Consider the following 18,661-nt stretch of genomic DNA (forward strand, 5'->3'; position numbering starts at 1 on the left):
GTATTGGGAAGCCACAATGATTGGCATAAAAAGCATCGCCAGTTACGTGCCGGCAGACGGGGTCGATAACTACGCCCAGGGCGCCAAATTCGCCAAGGATGAAGAATTCATCATCGGCAAGATCGGTTCGGCGTTCCTGCCGCGCAAGGATGCTGCGCAGGAAACCTCCGACCTGTGTGTCGAAGCGGTCAACACCCTGTTTGCCAACAACCCGGATCTGAAGCGCGAATCCATTGACGCGCTGATCGTCGTGACCCAGAACGGTGACGAAGAGGGGTTGCCGCACACGGCTGCCATCGTTCAGGACAAACTGGGCCTGCCGACCCACGTGGCGGCGTTCGATATTTCCCTGGGCTGCTCGGGCTACGTCTACGGCATCTATGCGATGAAGGGCTTCATGGAAGCCACCGGCCTGAAAAACGGCCTGCTGATCACCGCCGACCCCTATTCGAAGATCGTCGACCCGGAAGACCGCAACACCACCATGCTGTTTGGCGACGCCGCCACCGCGACTTGGATGGGCGAAGACGCCCCGTGGTTGCTCGGCAAGTCGAAATTCGGCACCGACGGCTCCGGCGCCCCGCATTTGAAAGTCTCCGACGGCGTGTTTTTCATGAACGGCCGCCAGGTGTTCAACTTTGCCTTGCTCAAAGTGCCGGCGCATTTGCACGAACTGCTCAATGAGTCTGACCTCAAGGCCGACGAAATAGACGCGTTTTGCATTCACCAGGGCAGTGCGGCGATTGTCGATGCGGTGGCGCGGCGTTTCGAAGAGGCGCCGGTGGAGAAGTTCATCAAGGACATGGTCGAGACCGGCAACACCGTGTCGTCGAGCATTCCGCTGCTGCTGGAAAAGCACATGATGGATGCCGACTGGAAGCGTGTGGCAATCAGCGGATTTGGTGTAGGCCTGTCGTGGGGCTCGGCGATTCTCTATCGCCCGTGACACCCTGATAGGCTGCATAAAAAACGCCCAGGCTTGAAAAAGCCTGGGCGTTTTTTATTTGGCGCCAGAAAAGCCAGCATTTGTAGGGGGTTGGGCTATCGTAAATGCTTGAATTGCAAGGAGTGGCGCGGTGCCAGTAAAAAAAACCAAAAAAGTCCTCAAGCAACGGGCTTATACGACGATAACTATTACGAAGGTTCTCTAGGCCACACCCGGCGGTTGCCAGGGCCGGAAGCCGCAGTACACCACCCACGAGGATTTCGTCATGGCTTTAACAGTAAACACCAACCTTGCTTCCTTGACCGTTCAGAACAACCTGAACAAGGCTTCCGGCGCCCTGCAAACCTCCATGCAGCGTCTGTCCTCCGGCCTGCGTATCAACAGCGCCAAAGACGATGCGGCCGGCCTGCAAATCTCCAACCGTCTGACCAGCCAGATCAACGGCCTGGGCGTTGCAATCAAAAACGCCAACGACGGTAGCTCCATTGCTCAGACCGCTGAAGGCGCCATGCAGCAGTCCACCAACATCCTGCAAAGCATGCGTACCCTGGCTCTGCAATCGGCCAACGGCTCGCCAAGCGCTGAAGACCGCAAGTCGAACCAGGCTCAATACGCTGCTCTGACGGCTGAATTGACCCGTATCGCAACCACCACCACCTTTGGTGGCAAGAACCTGCTGGACGGTTCTTTCGGTACCACTTCGTTCCAGGTCGGCGCCAACGCCAACCAAACCATCGACATGAGCATCGGTAACGTTGCAGCCAACAACATTGGTTCGCAGCAGCTGAAGTCCGTAGCTCAGGATCCAAGCGCCACGGGTGCTGTAGGTGGTTTGATCACCGTAACCGGTAGTGGCCAGGCGACTGGTGTTACCCTTGGTGCAGGCGAGTCCGCCAAGTCGATCGCTTCTAAAATGAACGGCGCAGTTGGTGGTCTGAGCGCTAGCGCCAGCACTACAGTCAAGTTCAGCGTTGACGCCACAGCCATTGCTGCCGGCACGCCTGCCAACGCCAACTTCAAGCTGCAAGTTGGTAGCGGTGCCGCCGTTCAGTTCACTGGTGTGACCAGCACTTCCGACCTGGCTGACCAACTGAAATCCAACGCTGCCAAACTGGGCATCAGTGTTAACTATGATTCGTCGACTCAAAGCCTGTCGGTCAAATCCGATACCGGCGAGAACCTGACCTTCAGTGCTGCCGATGCCACCGCTCAGGCCGGTATCAAGGTTGCTTCCCTGGCTGGTGACGGCGCTACCTACAGCAACGCTGTCGCGTTGAACGCTACTACCTTGCAGGCCACTGGTGCCGTGTCCTTGAACTCCAGCTCCAGCTACTCGCTGAGCGGCCCGGGTGTGGCTGGTGTGTTCGCGGCAGGTAACGCTGCAAACTCCGCAAAAACCACCGTCAACAACACCGACGTAACGACTGCTGCCACCGCGCAAAACGCGATCGACGTGATCACTCAAGCGATCTCCGACATCGACTCCCAACGTGCTGGTCTGGGTGCTGTTCAAAACCGTTTCGACAACACCGTTGCCAACCTGCAGAGCATTGCCGACAACTCCACTGCCGCTCGCGGCCAGATCCAGGACGTTGACTACGCTGCTGAAACTGCTCAGCTGACCAAGCAACAAACCCTGCAACAGGCTTCCACTGCGATCCTGTCCCAGGCCAACCAACTGCCTTCCGCTGTACTGAAGCTGCTTCAGTAATAGCCATCGGTAGATGACTGACGGAAGGGCGCGTTTACGTGCCCTTTTGTCTTTTGCGTGATGAGGAGATTGGACATGGACATGAGTGTGAAGCTGAACCTGTCTTATCCAGCAGCGGCACCGCAGAGTGCTCCTGCACCCGTGAGCAACGACCCGCAGCAAGCCAAGGTAGATCCTGTACCGGCCGCGGTTCAGACAAAGCAGGACTCGAAACCGTCCGACCTGGAACAGGCGGTCACGGATATTCGCAAATTCGTCCAGGCGGCCCAGCGCAACCTGGAATTTTCGATCGATGACTCCACCCATCAGGTGGTGGTCAAGGTCATCGCGACCGACAGTGGTGAGGTGATTCGCCAGATCCCGTCGGAAACCGCATTGAAACTCGCACAAAGCCTTCACGACGCCAGCAATGTGCTGTTTGACGCCAAAGTCTGAGCTGGCATGAATTTTGTTGCTGTAGCTGCTTGAGGCGTCGTTCGTCAATAAAGCGCCAGCCCCGGATCAGGAGAAAAGTCATGGGTGGTATTACGGTTAGCGGCCCCGTCACGGGTATTGATACCCAGTCGATCGTGAAGGCCCTGGTGGGTGCTGAACAGGCGCCCAAGCAGTCGCAGATCAACAAGCAGACGCAGACATCGAGTGCCCAGCTTTCCTCGATCGGCAAGATTCAGGCGGCTCTGGATGCGTTCCGCGGCGCCCTGGACAACATGTCCAAGGACGCGAGTATCGGCGGCCTGGCGGCGACCACCTCGGACGCCAACGTATCGAGCGTCACCCTGGGCGCCGGCGCTTCTGCGGGCAGCTACCAACTGGTGGTCAATCAACTGGCCACGGCTTCGAAGGTTTCCACCAAGACGTTCGCAACGGGTGCTTCCACGGTCGTCAACGCTGGCACTACGGCGACTTCCCTGACCATCTCCCAATCGGGCCAGAGCTACGGCGTGAGCGTTCCGCCGGGCGCAACCCTGCAGCAGGTGCGTGACTCGATCAACGCGCAGCTCAGCAGCTCGGGCCTGAGTGCCAACATTCTGACCGACTCCACGGGTTCGCGGATGGTGCTGACATCGACCAGCACGGGCGTCGGCACCGACATCACCATCGGCGGCAACTCCGGGCTGGAAGTCGGCACCTCGGTAGTGGGTAACCCTCCACAGAATGCCAAATACACCATTGACGGCACGGCTCAGGAATCCAAGAGCAACACGCTGACCGATGCAATCAGTGGCGTAAGCATCAAGCTCACGGCGCTGTCGCCTTTGCCTGCCGGTGATACAGACCCGAACAGCAAGAACCGGATCGCGTCCACCATCACCGTCAGTCGCAACAACGATACCCTCAAGAGTTCGGTCAAGGGCTTCGTCGATACGTATAACGCGCTGATCACGGCCATGAACACTGAAACGGCCGTCACCACCAACCCGGACGGTACGACGACACCTTCCGCGCTGACGGGCGACTCGACCATACGCACCCTGCAGACGGCCTTGCGCAGCGAGCTGAATGCCTTGGGCGGCACCGGGACCCTGAAGTCCCTGGCCCAATTTGGTGTGAACACTGACCAGAAAACCGGCAAGCTCAGCATTGACGACAAGGTATTCGGTGCGGCTGTGGCGACCAACCCCACCGATATCGGCGGTATTTTCAACGGTGATACTGGTTTGCTGGCGCGTATGAAGTCGGCGACCGACAGTTATGCGTTGAGCGGCACGGGCGTGCTTGCGTCCCGTTCGTCAACGCTTACCGCTACCCTGCAGGACCTGCAAACCCAGCAGGATACCCTGACCAAGCGCATGGCCGACCTGACCACCAGCCTAACCGCCAAGTACACCACGATGAACAACCTGGTGGCCCAGCTCACCAGCCAGCGTTCCAGTGTCATGAGCACGCTCAACGCGCTGAACAAGTCGTCGTCTTCGGACAGTTGATCCCGGCTGAAGGCGCCCGGTGATCCCTCACCGGGCGCGGCCTTCAGATGATCGGCGGGTTAAAGTTTTGTGTGATCCCGTCGACATAATGTTCATAGCCCATCCTATTTAGTCGTTGCCTGTCACGAGGTAGAAACATGAATCCCATGAGAGCCCTTCGCCAATACCAGAAGGTCAATTCCCATGCCCAAGTCTCCGAGGCCAGCCCGCACCGTCTGGTCCAGATGCTGATGGAAGGCGCGCTGGATCGCATGGCTCAGGCCAAGGGCGCCATGGCTCGTGGCGATATCGCGCAAAAAGGCCTGCTGCTCGGCAAGGCGATCGACATCCTGATCGGCCTGCGTGACGGCCTGAATCCGGAAAAAACCGATGATCCGGCCGCGCTGCAGCAGCTGGACAACCTGTACGCCTACATGACCACGCGCCTGCTGGAAGCCAACAGCAAGAACGATGTCTCCATGATCGACGAAGTAGCCGGCCTGATGATTACGCTCAAGGAAGGCTGGGACGGTATTGCAACACTGTAGGCCTTTGGCCTGAGGATGATGTCATGAGCCACGCCCTGCAACGGATTGACGAGACCCGCGAAGCCTTGGTCGACGCATTGGCGGCACGCAACTGGGACGCCATCGGTGAACTGGATTTGGGTTGCCGTGCGGTGATCGATGAGGCGCTGCACAATGCGCCGGTGGACGAAGATGCGCTGCGTGAAAAGCTGGAGAGCCTGCTGGAGGTTTACCAGCAACTGCTTGAGGTGACGACCGGCGAACGCCAGGCGATTTTCGAAGAGATGTCGCAGATCAATCGCGCGCAAAGTGCGTCAAAGGTTTACCATCTGTTCAGCTGAACGGGCGCAGTTAATCCGAACCCGCGTCATAAATTTGACTGCGAGCGATTTTTTGACTTAACTAGTGCTGTTTTCAGATTTCAGACGGTTGTGACGCAGAAAATGCCTACAACCATCTAGATTGCCCGCGAGTTCAGGGCATTTGAGTTAACTAGGGAAGTTGCTATTGCATGTGGCGTGAAACCAAAATTCTGCTGATTGATGACGATAGCGTCCGCCGCCGCGATTTAGCGGTCATTTTAAATTTTCTCGGTGAAGAAAATTTGCCCTGCGGCAGCCATGACTGGCAGCAGGCGGTCAGCTCATTGTCGTCGAGCCGTGAAGTCATTTGTGTGCTGATCGGGACGGTAAACGCTCCTGGCGCAGTTCTGGGCCTGTTAAAGACACTCTCAACCTGGGATGAGTTCCTTCCCGTGTTGCTGATGGGCGATATTTCTTCTGTCGACCTGCCTGAAGACCAGCGCCGCCGGGTACTTTCCACCCTGGAAATGCCGCCCAGCTACAGCAAATTGCTCGACTCCCTGCACCGTGCCCAGGTCTATCGCGAGATGTACGACCAGGCCCGCGAGCGCGGCCGTCACCGCGAACCCAACCTGTTCCGCAGCCTCGTCGGCACCAGCCGTGCGATTCAGCATGTACGCCAGATGATGCAGCAGGTGGCCGATACCGACGCCAGTGTGCTGATCCTCGGCGAGTCCGGCACCGGCAAGGAAGTGGTTGCACGCAACCTGCACTACCATTCCAAGCGCCGCGACGGGCCCTTCGTGCCGGTCAACTGCGGGGCGATTCCCGCCGAGTTGCTGGAGAGTGAGCTGTTCGGCCACGAAAAGGGCGCCTTTACCGGCGCCATCACCAGCCGCGCCGGGCGTTTCGAGCTGGCCAACGGCGGTACCCTGTTCCTCGACGAAATCGGCGACATGCCGCTGCCGATGCAGGTCAAGTTGCTGCGCGTATTGCAGGAGCGCACCTTCGAACGCGTGGGCAGCAACAAAACCCAGAGCGTCGATGTGCGCATTATCGCGGCCACGCACAAAAACCTTGAAAGCATGATCGAGGTCGGCAGCTTCCGCGAAGACCTGTACTACCGCCTCAACGTATTCCCGATCGAAATGGCGCCGTTGCGTGAGCGTGTGGAAGACATTCCGCTGCTGATGAACGAGCTGATTTCGCGCATGGAGCACGAAAAGCGCGGCTCGATCCGCTTCAATTCTGCCGCCATCATGTCGTTGTGCCGCCACGGCTGGCCGGGCAACGTTCGCGAGCTGGCCAACCTGGTGGAACGCATGGCGATCATGCATCCCTATGGTGTGATCGGCGTGGTCGAGTTGCCGAAGAAATTCCGCTACGTCGACGACGAAGACGAGCAAATGGTCGACAGCATCCGCAGCGACATGGAAGAGCGCGTGGCCATCAACGGCCATACGCCGGACTTCGGTTCCACCGCAATGCTGCCGCCCGAAGGCCTCGACCTCAAGGACTACCTGGGCAACCTCGAGCAGGGCCTGATCCAGCAAGCCCTGGATGATGCCAATGGTATCGTCGCCCGTGCCGCCGAGCGCCTGCGCATCCGCCGAACCACCCTGGTGGAGAAGATGCGCAAGTACGGAATGAGCCGCCGCGAAGGCGATGAACAGACAGATGATTGACGCCTGAAATACAAACCGCTGATTACTCAGCGGTTTTTTTTCGGCACGGGTATTGCTACAGCCCTCGCAACGTTCCGTTTAACTGACGGTCAGCCAAGCGAGAGAGCATGATGCCCCACGCCGCCCAACACGCTTCAGCCCCCGATCTCGCGGGGCTACTCCCTTCTGTAGAGCAACAAAGCCGACAAGGTCTTGAGCAGGCTTTTTCTCTGTTCAACCAGATGTCGAGCCAATTGACTGACTCCTACAGCTTGCTGGAGGCCCGGGTTTCCGAGCTTAAAGGCGAACTGGCGGTGGTCAGTGCCCAGCGAATGGAAGAGCTGGCGGAAAAGGAGCGCTTGGCCAACCGCCTGCAAAACCTGCTGTCGCTGCTGCCTGGCGGTGTGATCGTGATCGACGACCATGGCCGCGTGCGCGAAGCCAACCCGGCCGCCATCGACATGCTCGGCCTGCCGCTCGAAGGCGAACTGTGGCGTGAAGTCATCACCCGCTGCTTCGCCCCGCGTGAAGACGACGGCCACGAAATCTCCCTGAAGGACGGGCGCCGCCTGTCCATCGCCACCCGCTCCCTCGACGCCGAGCCCGGCCAGTTGGTGCTGCTCAACGACCTGACTGAAACCCGTCACTTGCAAGACCAACTGGCGCGCCATGAACGCTTGTCGTCGCTGGGGCGGATGGTCGCTTCTTTGGCGCATCAGATCCGCACGCCGCTGTCGGCCGCGTTGATCTACGCCAGTCATTTGACTGATGAGCAATTGCCGGCCGCCACCCACCAACGGTTTGCTGGCCGTCTCAAGGAGCGCCTGCATGAGTTGGAGCACCAGGTGCGTGACATGCTGGTGTTTGCCCGTGGCGAACTGCCGCTGACCGACCGCGTGACGCCGGCGGCGCTGATGCAGTCGCTGCAAGCGGCGGCCGCCACCCATGTGCAGGACGCTCAACTGCGTTGGCAGTGCGACAGCCACCACGGCGAGTTGCTGTGCAACCGCGACACCCTGGTCGGCGCCTTGCTCAACCTGATCGAAAACGCCACCCAGGCCAGTGGCCCCGGCGCGCGCCTGAAAGTGCACCTGTATGCCCGCGGGCAAACATTGCGCCTGTGTATCAGCGACCGTGGCGCCGGCATTGACCCCGTGGTGCTGCAGCGCCTGGGCGAACCGTTTTTCACCACCAAAACCAACGGGACCGGCCTGGGCCTGACCGTGGTCAAGGCAGTGGCACGCGCCCATCAGGGAGAATTGCGACTGCGTTCCCGGTTGGGGCGTGGCACCTGTGCATTGATGACCTTGCCGCTGTTTTCAAGCGCGGCGAGCGCGGAGTAAAGGAATGATGGCTATCAAGGTTCTATTGGTTGAAGACGACCGCGCCCTGCGTGAAGCATTGGCTGACACGCTGCTGTTGGCGGGCCATGACTACCGGGCGGTCGGTTCTGCCGAAGAGGCCTTGGAGGCCGTTGAGCAAGAGGCGTTCAGCCTGGTGGTCAGCGACGTGAACATGCCCGGCATGGACGGCCACCAATTGCTCGGCCTGCTGCGCGCGCGCCAGCCACAATTGCCCGTATTGCTGATGACTGCCCACGGCGCCGTGGAGCGTGCGGTCGACGCCATGCGCCAGGGCGCGGCGGATTACCTGGTCAAGCCGTTCGAACCCAAAGCCTTGATTGAATTGGTCGCCCGGCATGCCCTCGGCGTGAGCCCGGCCGCCGATGGCGAAGGCCCGATCGCTTTCGAGCCGGCCAGCGCACAATTGCTGGAACTGGCCGCCCGGGTGGCGCGCAGCGATTCCACGGTGTTGATCTCCGGCGAGTCAGGCACCGGCAAGGAAGTGCTGGCGCGTTATATCCATCAGCAATCGAGCCGCGCCAAACAGCCGTTCATTGCGATCAACTGCGCGGCCATTCCCGACAACATGCTCGAGGCCACACTGTTCGGCCACGAAAAGGGCTCGTTCACTGGCGCCATCGCGGCCCAGGCCGGCAAGTTCGAACAGGCCGACGGCGGCACCATTCTGCTCGATGAAATTTCAGAAATGCCTCTGGGCCTGCAAGCCAAGCTGCTGCGGGTATTGCAGGAGCGTGAAGTGGAGCGCGTTGGCGCGCGCAAGCCGATCCAGCTGGATATCCGCGTGGTTGCCACCACCAACCGTGACTTGGCGGGTGAAGTGGCGGCGGGGCGCTTCCGTGAAGATTTGTTTTACCGTCTTTCGGTGTTTCCGCTGGCGTGGCGCCCCTTGCGCGAGCGCCCAGCGGACATTATTCCGCTGGCCGAGCGCCTGCTGAACAACCACGTCAAAAAAATGAAGCACGCCCAGGCGCGGTTGTCGGCCGAGGCACAAGCGTGCCTGATCGGCTACCCATGGCCCGGTAACGTGCGCGAATTGGACAACGCGATCCAGCGCGCGCTGATTTTGCAGCAGGGCGGGCTGATTCAGCCGCAAGACTTCTGTCTGGCGATGGGTACCAGCGCTGCGCCGTTGCCGAGCCTGGCCCCAGCGCCGGCGCCGGCCGTCACCGAAACCGAGCCTGCCGGCGGGCTGGGCGATGACCTGCGTCGCCGCGAATTCCAGATGATTATCGACACCCTGCGCGCCGAGCGCGGCCGCCGCAAAGAGGCCGCCGAGCGCCTGGGCATCAGCCCGCGCACCTTGCGCTACAAGCTGGCGCAGATGCGTGATGCCGGGATGGACGTGGAAGCCTACCTGTTCGCCACCTGAGAAATATCCAAGCCGACAGGGTTTGTCGCCTTTTCTTACAAGCTGCCACGGAGCTGGCACCCTTGTTGCTACTACCCCCAGTAACCGCTGCGTAGTGTCAAAAAATTGCGGGTCGTCGGAGAGAGAAGGTCATGAGCCAGGGTATTGAGTTCAATCGGTTGATGTTGGATATGCGCTCCATGCAAATGGATGCCATGGCTCAACCGAAATCCGTCGCGCCAGCGCCGGAATTGGGCCAAAGCAGTTTTGCCGACATGCTAGGTCAGGCAATCAACAAAGTCAGTGATACCCAGCAGGCCTCCAACCAGTTGGCGACCGCCTTCGAAATCGGCAAAAGCGGCGTGGACCTCACCGATGTGATGGTCGCTTCGCAAAAGGCCAGCGTTTCCTTCCAGGCCTTGACCCAGGTACGCAACAAGCTGGTTCAGGCTTATCAAGACATCATGCAGATGCCGGTTTAAGGACGAGATTTAAGTCATGGCAGAAGCAGTCGTGGACAACGCACCCGCCAAGGCAGACGGCAAGCCGCCGCTGTTTGGCCTGTCGTTCCTGGAAAACCTTTCGGAAATGACCATGTTGCGTCAGGTCGGCCTGATGGTCGGGCTGGCGGCGAGCGTGGCGATTGGTTTTGCCGTGGTGTTGTGGTCGCAACAACCGGATTACCGCCCGTTGTACGGCAGCCTGGCCGGCATGGATTCCAAGGCGATCATGGAAACCCTGGCCGCCGCCGACATCGCCTACACCGTGGAGCCCAACTCCGGCGCACTGCTGGTCAAGGCGGACGACGTGGCCCGTGCGCGCATGAAACTCGCCGCCGCCGGTGTGACACCGTCTGACGCGAACATTGGTTTTGAAATCCTCGACAAGGACCAGGGCCTGGGCACCAGCCAGTTCATGGAAGCCACGCGCTACCGCCGTGGCCTGGAAGGCGAACTGGCGCGCACCATTTCCAGCTTGAACAACGTCAAGGGCGCCCGTGTGCACCTGGCGATCCCTAAAAGCTCAGTGTTTGTGCGCGATGAACGCAAGCCAAGCGCCTCGGTGCTGGTCGAACTGTTTGCCGGCCGCTCCCTGGAGCCTGGCCAGGTGCTGGCGATCATCAACCTGGTGGCCACCAGCGTTCCCGAATTGAGCAAGTCGCAAATCACCGTGGTCGACCAGAAGGGCAACCTGCTGTCCGACCAGGCCGAAAACTCCGCATTGACCCAGGCCGGCAAGCAGTTCGACTACAGCCGTCGCATGGAAAGCATGCTGACCCAGCGCGTGCACAACATCCTGCAACCGGTGTTGGGCAATGACCGCTACAAGGCCGAAGTGTCCGCCGACGTGGACTTCAGCGCGGTGGAGTCGACCTCCGAACAGTTCAACCCCGACCAGCCCGCCCTGCGCAGCGAGCAGTCGACCAGCGAACAACGCACCGCCAGCAATGGCCCGCAAGGTGTGCCGGGTGCCTTGAGCAACCAGCCACCCGCGCCGGCTTCTGCGCCGCAAACCACCGGTGGCGCTGCCGCGACCGCCGGGGCTATCCAGCCGGGCCAGCCACTGCTGGACGCCAACGGCCAGCAGATCATGGACCCGGCCACCGGCCAGCCGATGCTCGCGCCGTACCCGGCGGACAAGCGTAACCAGTCCACCAAGAACTTCGAACTCGACCGTTCCATCAGCCACACCAAGCAGCAGCAGGGCAAAATCAATCGCCTGTCGGTGTCGGTGGTGGTCGATGATCAGGTCAAGGTCAACCCGGCTGACGGCGCCGTCACCCGTGCGCCATGGAGCGCCGATGAATTGGCACGCTTCACCCGCCTGGTGCAGGACGCCGTCGGTTTCGACGCCAGCCGTGGCGACAGCGTCAGCGTGATCAACATGCCGTTCTCCGCCGAGCGCGGCGAAGTGATCGCCGACCCGGCGTTCTACACCCAGCCGTGGTTCTGGGACATCGTCAAGCAAGTGCTGGGTGTGTTGTTCATCCTGGTGCTGGTGTTCGGCGTGCTGCGCCCAGTGCTCAACAACATCACCGGCCATGGCAAAAAACAGCTGGCCCTGGCCGGTGGCGATGTCGAGTTGGGTGGCATGGGCGGCCTGGACGGCGAACTGGCCAACGACCGCGTCAGCCTCGGTGGCCCGCAAAGTATTCTGTTGCCAAGCCCGAGCGAAGGCTACGACGCTCAGCTGAACGCAATCAAGAGTCTGGTAGCAGAAGACCCGGGCCGTGTGGCTCAGGTCGTGAAAGAGTGGATCAACGCAGATGAGTGATAATCGAGCCGCCGTTGCCAAGCTCACCAAGGTCGACAAAGCCGCTGTATTGCTGCTGTCCCTGGGTGAAACCGACGCCGCCCAAGTGCTGCGCCACATGGGCCCCAAAGAGGTTCAGCGCGTGGGCGTGGCCATGGCGCAAATGCGCAATGTGCACCGCGAGCAAGTCGAGCAGGTGATGAGCGAGTTCGTCGAGATCGTCGGCGACCAGACCAGCCTCGGCGTCGGCTCCGACAGCTACATCCGCAAGATGCTCACCTCGGCCCTGGGTGAAGACAAGGCCAATGGCCTGATCGACCGTATCCTGCTGGGCGGCAACACCAGTGGCCTCGACAGTCTGAAATGGATGGAACCGCGCGCGGTCGCCGACGTGATCCGCTACGAGCACCCGCAGATCCAGGCGATCGTGGTGGCGTATCTGGACCCCGACCAGGCCGGTGAAGTGCTCGGCCACTTCGACCATAAAGTGCGCCTGGACATCATCCTGCGCGTGTCGTCGCTGAATACTGTGCAGCCGGCGGCGCTCAAAGAACTCAACACGATTCTGGAGAAACAGTTCTCCGGCAATTCGAACGCTTCGCGTACCACCCTGGGTGGCATCAAGCGTGCGGCCGACATCATGAACTTCCTCGACAGCTCGGTCGAAGGCCAGTTGATGGACTCGATCCGCGAGATCGACGACACCCTGTCCACTCAGATCGAAGACCTCATGTTCGTGTTCAACAACCTCTCCGATGTCGACGACCGTGGCATCCAGGCGCTGTTGCGCGAAGTGTCCTCCGACGTGCTGGTGCTGGCCCTCAAGGGTTCGGACGAGAACGTCAAAGAGAAGATCTTCAAGAACATGTCCAAGCGGGCTTCCGAGCTGTTGCGCGACGACCTCGAAGCCAAGGGCCCGGTGCGCGTCAGCGACGTGGAAACCGCCCAGAAGGAAATCCTCACCATTGCCCGCCGTATGGCCGAAGCCGGAGAAATCGTTCTCGGCGGGAAGGGCGGCGAAGAAATGATCTAAGGCGCGCCCCATGTCGAACAAAGATGAGGCGCCCAGCGATCTGATTCGCGCGCGGGATGTCGGCGGGTTCGACATCTGGTCGTTGCCCAGCTTCGACCCCCATGTGCCGGAGCCTGAGCCGGAGCCGGTGATTGAAACGCCGGTGGAAATGGAAGAAGTGCCGCTGGATGAAGTCCAGCCGCTGACCCTCGAAGAACTCGAAGCCATCCGCCAGGAGGCCTATAACGAAGGCTTCGCGGCGGGTGAAAAAGACGGTTTTCGCAGCACCACCCTGAAAGTTCGCCAGGAAGCCGAGGAGGCGCTGAGCGTCAAGCTCACCAGCCTGGAACGCTTGATGGGCACGCTGTTCAACCCGATTGCCGAGCAGGATTCGCAGATCGAGAAAGCCATGGTCGGTCTGGTGGAACACATCGCCCGCCAGGTGATTCAGCGCGAACTGGTGCTCGACTCCAGCCACATCGAAAGCGTGATGCGCGAGGCGCTCAAGCTGCTGCCCCTGGGCGTCGGCAATGTGCGGTTGTACATCAACCCGCAGGACTTCGAGCAGGTCAAAGCCCTGCGCGAGCGTCATGAAGAAACCTGGCGCATTGTCGAAGACGCGAACCTGCAGCCCGGCGGTTGCCGCGTCGAAACCGAGCACAGCCGCATCGATGCCACGGTGGAAACCCGCATCAGCCAGATCATGGCCAAACTCTTCGATCAACTTCACGAGCAGGCTTTGCACCCGGCCGAGCCTGACCTGAGCGTTGACCTGGACGCCCCCGATGCGCCTTGACCGCACCAGCTTCGCCAAGCGCCTGGGCGGTTATGCCGAGGCCACCGAGTTGCCCGGCCAGCCGATTCTCGAAGGGCGCCTGTTGCGCATGGTCGGCCTGACCCTCGAAGCTGAAGGCTTGCGCGCCGCCATGGGCAGCCGCTGCCTGGTGATCAACGACGACAGCTACCACCCGGTGCAGGTTGAAGCCGAGGTGATGGGCTTTTCCGGCAGCAAGATTTTCCTGATGCCCGTGGGCAGCCTGGCGGGCATTGCCCCCGGTGCGCGCGTGGTGCCTTTGGCCGACACCGGCCGCTTGCCGATGGGCATGAGCATGCTTGGCCGCGTACTCGACGGCGCCGGTCGCGCGCTGGACGGCAAGGGCGGCATGAAGGCCGAAGACTGGGTGCCGATGGACGGCCCGACCATCAACCCGCTCAACCGCAACCCCATCAGCGTGCCGCTGGACGTGGGCATTCGCAGCATCAACGGTTTATTGACGGTCGGCCGTGGCCAGCGTCTGGGCCTGTTCGCCGGTACCGGCGTGGGTAAATCGGTGTTGCTGGGCATGATGACGCGCTTTACCGAGGCCGACATTATCGTGGTCGGGCTGATCGGTGAGCGGGGTCGTGAGGTGAAGGAATTCATCGAGCACAGCCTTGGCGAGGAAGGCCTCAAGCGCTCGGTCGTGGTGGCATCGCCGGCGGATGATGCGCCGCTGATGCGCTTGCGGGCGGCCATGTATTGCACGCGCATTGCCGAATATTTTCGCGACAAGGGCAAAAATGTCCTGTTGCTGATGGACTCGCTGACGCGTTTCGCCCAGGCCCAGCGGGAAATCGCCCTGGCCATCGGCGAGCCGCCGGCGACCAAGGGGTATCCGCCGTCAGTGTTCGCCAAACTGCCGAAACTGGTGGAGCGCGCCGGTAATGCCGAGGCGGGCGGGGGCTCGATCACCGCGTTTTACACCGTGTTGTCCGAAGGCGATGACCAGCAGGACCCGATTGCCGATTCGGCGCGGGGCGTGCTCGACGGCCACATCGTGCTGTCGCGGCGCCTGGCCGAAGAAGGGCACTACCCGGCCATCGACATCGAAGCGTCCATCAGCCGGGTGATGCCGGCAGTGGTCACGCCGGAACACATGGCCAGAGCGCAGCATTTCAAGCAGCTGTGGTCGCGTTATCAGCAGAGCCGCGACCTGATCAGCGTCGGCGCCTATGTGGCCGGTGGTGACCGCGAAACCGACCTGGCGATTGCCCTGCAACCGCAGTTGGTGACCTACTTGCGCCAAGGCCTCAACGACAAGATCAGCATGGGCGAAAGCGAAGCGCACCTGGGTTCGATCTTCGCCCCGGCGCCAGGCGGCTAAGCCATGGCCAGCACCCGTTCTTCTCGCCTGGCTCCCGTGGTGGACATGGCCGAAAAGGCCGAGAAAACCGCCGTGCAACGCCTGGGGTATTTCCAGGGGCAAGTGCGCCTGGCCGAGAGCAAGCTGGGCGACCTTGAGCGCTTTCGCGGCGAATACCAGCAGCAGTGGATCGAGCGCGGCAGCAAAGGTGTCTCGGGCCAGTGGCTGATGGGTTATCAGGGGTTTCTCAACCAGCTGGAAACCGCCGTGGGCCAGCAGCGCCAGAGCCTGGCGTGGCACCAGAACAACCTCGATAAAGCCCGCGAAAGCTGGCAGGCGGCGTTCGCCCGGGTCGAGGGTTTGCGCAAGCTGGTGCAGCGCTATATTGATGAGGCGCGGGCGATTGAAGACAAGCGTGAGCAGAAATTGCTCGATGAGCTGTCCCAGCGCCTGCCCCGTCAATCCCAATACTAATCACCTGCCTGGTCTACTGTGGGAGCTGGCTCCCACACAAGCCAGCTCCCACATTTGATTCTCTGTGTTGCTCAGATCCGGTACAGCTGCTAAACCTTGTCTCATATTGCCAATGACAAGGAAGCAGTCGCATGTCAGTCGAGTCAGAAGTATCCCTGGACGGGAAGAAGTTGACGATCGCGGTCAAGGGCCGGTTCGATTTCGGTAGCCACCAGACCTTTCGTGACGCTTACGAGCGGTTCTATAAAGTCCCCGAGCTGTATGTGGTCGACCTTAAAGACACCACTTACATGGACAGCTCGGCCCTGGGCATGCTGCTTTTGCTGCGTGACCACGCCGGTGGCGACGACTCGGAAGTGCAGGTGGTCAACAGCAATTCCGATGTACGCAAGATCCTCGCCATCTCCAACTTCGACAAACTGTTCGACATCAGTTGAGCGCCCTGGCCCCTGTCCTTGAAGCGCTGACGATCCTGATCGCCGAAGACAGCGCGGCGGATTTGCTGTTGCTGTCGACCATCATCCGGCGTCAGGGCCATGAGGTGCTGACTGCCAACAATGGCGCGCAAGCTGTCGAGCTGTTCGCCCGCGAACGCCCGCAACTGGTGTTGATGGACGCCCTGATGCCGGTGATGGACGGTTTCGAAGCGGCGCGGCAGATCAAGCAACTGGCGGGCGAAGCGCTGGTGCCGATCATCTTTCTCACTTCTTTGCGTGAAAGCGAAGCTTTGGCGCAATGCCTGGACGCGGGCGGTGATGACTTTCTGCCCAAGCCCTACAACCCGCTGATCCTGGCCGCAAAGATCAACGCCATGGACCGTTTGCGCCGCCTGCAAGCCACGGTATTGCAGCAGCGCGACCAGATCGCCCGGCACCACGATTACCTGCTGCACGAGCAGCGCGCGGCCAAGGCCGTCTTTGACAAGGTTGCCCACTCCGGCTGCATCAACGCCGCGCCGAATATCCGCTACCTGCAGTCGCCCTATGCGCTGTTCAACGGTGACTTGCTGCTGGCGGCCTACACGCCGTCGGGCGACATGCATGTGCTGCTCGGCGACTTCACCGGCCACGGCTTGCCGGCGGCGGTGGGCGCCATGCCGCTGGCGGAAGTGTTCTACGGCATGACCGCCAAGGGCTACGGCCTGGCGCAGACCCTGCGCGAGATGAACGTCAAGCTCAAGCGCATCCTGCCGGTGGACATGTTTTGTTGCGCCACACTGCTGTGCCTGAGCGCCCAGCGGCGCGTGGTGGAGGTGTGGAACGGCGGCATGCCCGAGGGGTATGTGCATGAAGTCGCCACGGGTAAGCGCACGGCGTTGGTGTCACGGCATTTGCCGCTGGGTGTGCTGTCGGCGGAAACCTTTGATGACAGCACCGAAGTCTGGCCAATGGCCCTGGGCGACCGGGTTTTTCTGCTTTCCGATGGTGTGCTCGACACGGCAGACGCCAATGACCAGCTTTTCGGCGCCCAGCGTTTGCAGCAGGTATTCGCTGCCAACCGCGAGCCTGACCGGCTGTTTGAAGACATCGAGAAAGCGTTGGCGGCGTTTCGGGGCGAAGCGCGGGACGATGTGAGCATGGTGGAAATCACCCTGCAACCCGGTCAGCCGCTGCGCGCCGCCGAACCTTTGTATGCGGACAGCGGCCAGTCGTGCCCGCTGGACTGGTCAGTGAGTTTCGAATTTCGCGCCCAGACCCTCAAAAGTTACAACCCGCTGCCGTATCTGCTGCAACTGCTGTTGGAGATCCACGGTCTGCGTGCGCAGAGCGGGGCGCTTTACAGTGTGATGGCCGAGTTGTACTCCAACGCCCTCGAACATGGCGTGCTGTGTCTGGATTCGAGGCTCAAGCGCGATGCCCAGGGGTTTGCCCACTACTATCGCGAGCGCAATGAACGGTTGGCGCAGTTGAACAGTGGTTATGTGCGCGTGCATGTGCAGGTGGTGCCGACTGACACGGGCGGCAAGATGACCTTGCGCATCGAAGACAGCGGGCCGGGGTTTGATGTGGAACAGGTGCTGGCGCGACCGCTGGATGTTGACCGTCTGTCTGGCCGGGGCCTGAGCCTGGTGCGTCAATTGAGCAGCGATGTACGCTGGTCCGATGGCGGGCGCAGTGTGTGCGTGGAGTTTTGCTGGGGGGCTCTGGCATAATCCGCCGATTCTTGATCAAGGAGCGAGCAAGTGGCCGAGATTCATCTGGACCCCGACGTGTTGTCGGGTTTGCAGGAGGTAATGGAGGGCGAGTATCCCAAGTTGCTGGATACCTTTCTCGATGACTCGCAAAAGCGCGTCGAGGCACTGCGCAAGGCGCGGGATGATGCCAAGGCGTTGGGGCGGATTGCCCATAGCTTCAAGGGCAGTAGCGGGAACCTTGGGGCGGTGAAGTTGGCGCAGTTGTGTCAGCGGTTGGAAGCTGAGTCTGTGGGGACGGCGGTTGCGGACCTCGGGGCGCTGGTTGATCAGATAGATCATGAGTTTGCGTTGGTTCGGCCGTTGTATGAGTCGGAGCGGGAGCGGTTTCAGATTTAGGTTTTGTTGAGTTGAGTTGAGTTGAGTTGAGTACATATCCGTTGCTGCGGTAAAGGCTGCTATTGGTTCCGCCCTTACGGCGGGTCACTTTGAAAAGCGCAAAGTAACCAAACGCTCTTGCCCCTACACTCGGCACCTCGCCTAGGCTCGGTGTGCCCTCACTCCGGCTTGAATCCGTGGGCCGCCGCGATGGGCCATCCTTGGCCCAGCGCGGCTAACCCGGCGTCCTGCCGGGTTACCCACGGATTCAAGCCTGCGTTCGGCCAGCGTGTTTAACGGGGCGCCTGAGATCAAGATCAAAATCAAAAGCACGGCGGCCTGACAGCCGGCCTGAGTGGTTGGATCAAAAGCGCTGTTTTTGCCAGGGCAGGTTGCATTCACCCTGATAAATGAATATCCAACTGTGGGAGCGGGCTTGCCCGCGAAAGCAGTGTGTCAGCCAGCATCCATGTAACTGACAGACCGCATTCGCGAGCAAGCCCGCTCCCACATTTTTTGACCGA

The 18,661-nt window shown here is 60.8% G+C and carries 18 protein-coding genes; all 18 read left to right on the forward strand.

Features of this window, described 5'->3' with window-relative positions; translation table 11 throughout:
* Positions 1 to 16: 16 nt before the first annotated feature.
* The 18 genes from ATI14_RS16435 (at position 17) to ATI14_RS16520 (ending at position 18,158) form a co-directional block, all read left to right on the forward strand.
* Complete coding sequence (locus ATI14_RS16435; protein WP_016971814.1) at positions 17 to 946, forward strand: ketoacyl-ACP synthase III; 930 nt, start codon at positions 17 to 19, stop codon at positions 944 to 946.
* Between the two features lie 265 nt (positions 947 to 1,211).
* Complete coding sequence (locus ATI14_RS16440; RefSeq protein WP_016972037.1) at positions 1,212 to 2,657, forward strand: flagellin N-terminal helical domain-containing protein; 1,446 nt, start codon at positions 1,212 to 1,214, stop codon at positions 2,655 to 2,657.
* Between the two features lie 75 nt (positions 2,658 to 2,732).
* Entirely contained in the window at positions 2,733 to 3,092 is a 360-nt protein-coding gene (locus ATI14_RS16445) for a flagellar protein FlaG (RefSeq protein ID WP_016972036.1), read from the forward strand.
* An 80-nt stretch (positions 3,093 to 3,172) separates the two neighbouring features.
* On the forward strand, positions 3,173 to 4,582 hold the full coding sequence (gene fliD, locus ATI14_RS16450; RefSeq protein ID WP_016972035.1) for a flagellar filament capping protein FliD: 1,410 nt from the start codon (positions 3,173 to 3,175) through the stop codon (positions 4,580 to 4,582).
* Between the two features lie 137 nt (positions 4,583 to 4,719).
* Complete coding sequence (gene fliS, locus ATI14_RS16455) at positions 4,720 to 5,109, forward strand: flagellar export chaperone FliS (RefSeq protein WP_016972034.1); 390 nt, start codon at positions 4,720 to 4,722, stop codon at positions 5,107 to 5,109.
* Positions 5,110 to 5,132: 23 nt separating this feature from the next.
* The gene (fliT, locus tag ATI14_RS16460; protein ID WP_016972033.1) at positions 5,133 to 5,429 is read left to right on the forward strand and encodes a flagellar protein FliT; all 297 of its coding nucleotides are present in this window, start codon (positions 5,133 to 5,135) and stop codon (positions 5,427 to 5,429) included.
* Between the two features lie 170 nt (positions 5,430 to 5,599).
* Entirely contained in the window at positions 5,600 to 7,075 is a 1,476-nt protein-coding gene (locus tag ATI14_RS16465) for a sigma-54 dependent transcriptional regulator (RefSeq protein ID WP_016972032.1), read from the forward strand.
* A 110-nt stretch (positions 7,076 to 7,185) separates the two neighbouring features.
* Positions 7,186 to 8,397 (forward strand): sensor histidine kinase, encoded by a 1,212-nt coding sequence (locus ATI14_RS16470; protein WP_032807124.1) that lies wholly within the window; start codon positions 7,186 to 7,188, stop codon positions 8,395 to 8,397.
* Positions 8,398 to 8,404: 7 nt separating this feature from the next.
* Entirely contained in the window at positions 8,405 to 9,787 is a 1,383-nt protein-coding gene (locus tag ATI14_RS16475) for a sigma-54-dependent transcriptional regulator (RefSeq protein WP_026083264.1), read from the forward strand.
* A gap of 131 nt (positions 9,788 to 9,918) precedes the next feature.
* On the forward strand, positions 9,919 to 10,248 hold the full coding sequence (gene fliE / locus ATI14_RS16480; RefSeq protein WP_016972029.1) for a flagellar hook-basal body complex protein FliE: 330 nt from the start codon (positions 9,919 to 9,921) through the stop codon (positions 10,246 to 10,248).
* 16 nt (positions 10,249 to 10,264) lie between these two features.
* Positions 10,265 to 12,040, forward strand: a complete 1,776-nt coding sequence (fliF, locus tag ATI14_RS16485) for a flagellar basal-body MS-ring/collar protein FliF (RefSeq protein WP_016972028.1) — start codon at positions 10,265 to 10,267, stop codon at positions 12,038 to 12,040.
* Positions 12,033 to 13,052, forward strand: a complete 1,020-nt coding sequence (gene fliG / locus ATI14_RS16490; protein WP_016972027.1) for a flagellar motor switch protein FliG — start codon at positions 12,033 to 12,035, stop codon at positions 13,050 to 13,052. The genes fliF and fliG overlap by 8 nt, the downstream gene beginning before the upstream one ends.
* A 10-nt stretch (positions 13,053 to 13,062) precedes the next feature.
* Positions 13,063 to 13,827 carry a flagellar assembly protein FliH gene (gene fliH / locus ATI14_RS16495; RefSeq protein ID WP_016972026.1) on the forward strand — a complete coding sequence of 255 codons (765 nt, stop codon included), beginning with the start codon at positions 13,063 to 13,065 and terminating at the stop codon, positions 13,825 to 13,827.
* Entirely contained in the window at positions 13,817 to 15,175 is a 1,359-nt protein-coding gene (gene fliI / locus ATI14_RS16500) for a flagellar protein export ATPase FliI (protein ID WP_016972025.1), read from the forward strand. The genes fliH and fliI overlap by 11 nt, the downstream gene beginning before the upstream one ends.
* 3 nt (positions 15,176 to 15,178) lie before the next feature.
* On the forward strand, positions 15,179 to 15,628 hold the full coding sequence (gene fliJ / locus ATI14_RS16505; RefSeq protein WP_016972024.1) for a flagellar export protein FliJ: 450 nt from the start codon (positions 15,179 to 15,181) through the stop codon (positions 15,626 to 15,628).
* Between the two features lie 131 nt (positions 15,629 to 15,759).
* On the forward strand, positions 15,760 to 16,065 hold the full coding sequence (locus ATI14_RS16510; protein WP_016972023.1) for an STAS domain-containing protein: 306 nt from the start codon (positions 15,760 to 15,762) through the stop codon (positions 16,063 to 16,065).
* Positions 16,062 to 17,780 carry a fused response regulator/phosphatase gene (locus tag ATI14_RS16515; RefSeq protein ID WP_016972022.1) on the forward strand — a complete coding sequence of 573 codons (1,719 nt, stop codon included), beginning with the start codon at positions 16,062 to 16,064 and terminating at the stop codon, positions 17,778 to 17,780. Before ATI14_RS16510 ends, ATI14_RS16515 begins: the two co-directional genes overlap by 4 nt.
* Positions 17,781 to 17,810: 30 nt before the next feature.
* A complete protein-coding gene (locus ATI14_RS16520) occupies positions 17,811 to 18,158 on the forward strand; it encodes an Hpt domain-containing protein (protein WP_016972021.1) in 348 nt (115 codons plus the stop codon).
* Positions 18,159 to 18,661 lie beyond the last annotated feature (503 nt).

Origin of the sequence: Pseudomonas tolaasii NCPPB 2192 (genome assembly GCF_002813445.1) — a bacterium.
Taxonomy (GTDB): domain Bacteria; phylum Pseudomonadota; class Gammaproteobacteria; order Pseudomonadales; family Pseudomonadaceae; genus Aquipseudomonas; species Aquipseudomonas tolaasii.

Coding starts and splice junctions, on each gene's coding strand:
- ATI14_RS16435 (WP_016971814.1), top strand. CDS start 17: ATGATTGGCATAAAAAGCATCGCCAGTTACGTGCCGGCAGACGGGGTC.
- ATI14_RS16440 (WP_016972037.1), top strand. CDS start 1,212: ATGGCTTTAACAGTAAACACCAACCTTGCTTCCTTGACCGTTCAGAAC.
- ATI14_RS16445 (WP_016972036.1), top strand. CDS start 2,733: ATGGACATGAGTGTGAAGCTGAACCTGTCTTATCCAGCAGCGGCACCG.
- fliD (WP_016972035.1), top strand. CDS start 3,173: ATGGGTGGTATTACGGTTAGCGGCCCCGTCACGGGTATTGATACCCAG.
- fliS (WP_016972034.1), top strand. CDS start 4,720: ATGAATCCCATGAGAGCCCTTCGCCAATACCAGAAGGTCAATTCCCAT.
- fliT (WP_016972033.1), top strand. CDS start 5,133: ATGAGCCACGCCCTGCAACGGATTGACGAGACCCGCGAAGCCTTGGTC.
- ATI14_RS16465 (WP_016972032.1), top strand. CDS start 5,600: ATGTGGCGTGAAACCAAAATTCTGCTGATTGATGACGATAGCGTCCGC.
- ATI14_RS16470 (WP_032807124.1), top strand. CDS start 7,186: ATGCCCCACGCCGCCCAACACGCTTCAGCCCCCGATCTCGCGGGGCTA.
- ATI14_RS16475 (WP_026083264.1), top strand. CDS start 8,405: ATGGCTATCAAGGTTCTATTGGTTGAAGACGACCGCGCCCTGCGTGAA.
- fliE (WP_016972029.1), top strand. CDS start 9,919: ATGAGCCAGGGTATTGAGTTCAATCGGTTGATGTTGGATATGCGCTCC.
- fliF (WP_016972028.1), top strand. CDS start 10,265: ATGGCAGAAGCAGTCGTGGACAACGCACCCGCCAAGGCAGACGGCAAG.
- fliG (WP_016972027.1), top strand. CDS start 12,033: ATGAGTGATAATCGAGCCGCCGTTGCCAAGCTCACCAAGGTCGACAAA.
- fliH (WP_016972026.1), top strand. CDS start 13,063: ATGTCGAACAAAGATGAGGCGCCCAGCGATCTGATTCGCGCGCGGGAT.
- fliI (WP_016972025.1), top strand. CDS start 13,817: ATGCGCCTTGACCGCACCAGCTTCGCCAAGCGCCTGGGCGGTTATGCC.
- fliJ (WP_016972024.1), top strand. CDS start 15,179: ATGGCCAGCACCCGTTCTTCTCGCCTGGCTCCCGTGGTGGACATGGCC.
- ATI14_RS16510 (WP_016972023.1), top strand. CDS start 15,760: ATGTCAGTCGAGTCAGAAGTATCCCTGGACGGGAAGAAGTTGACGATC.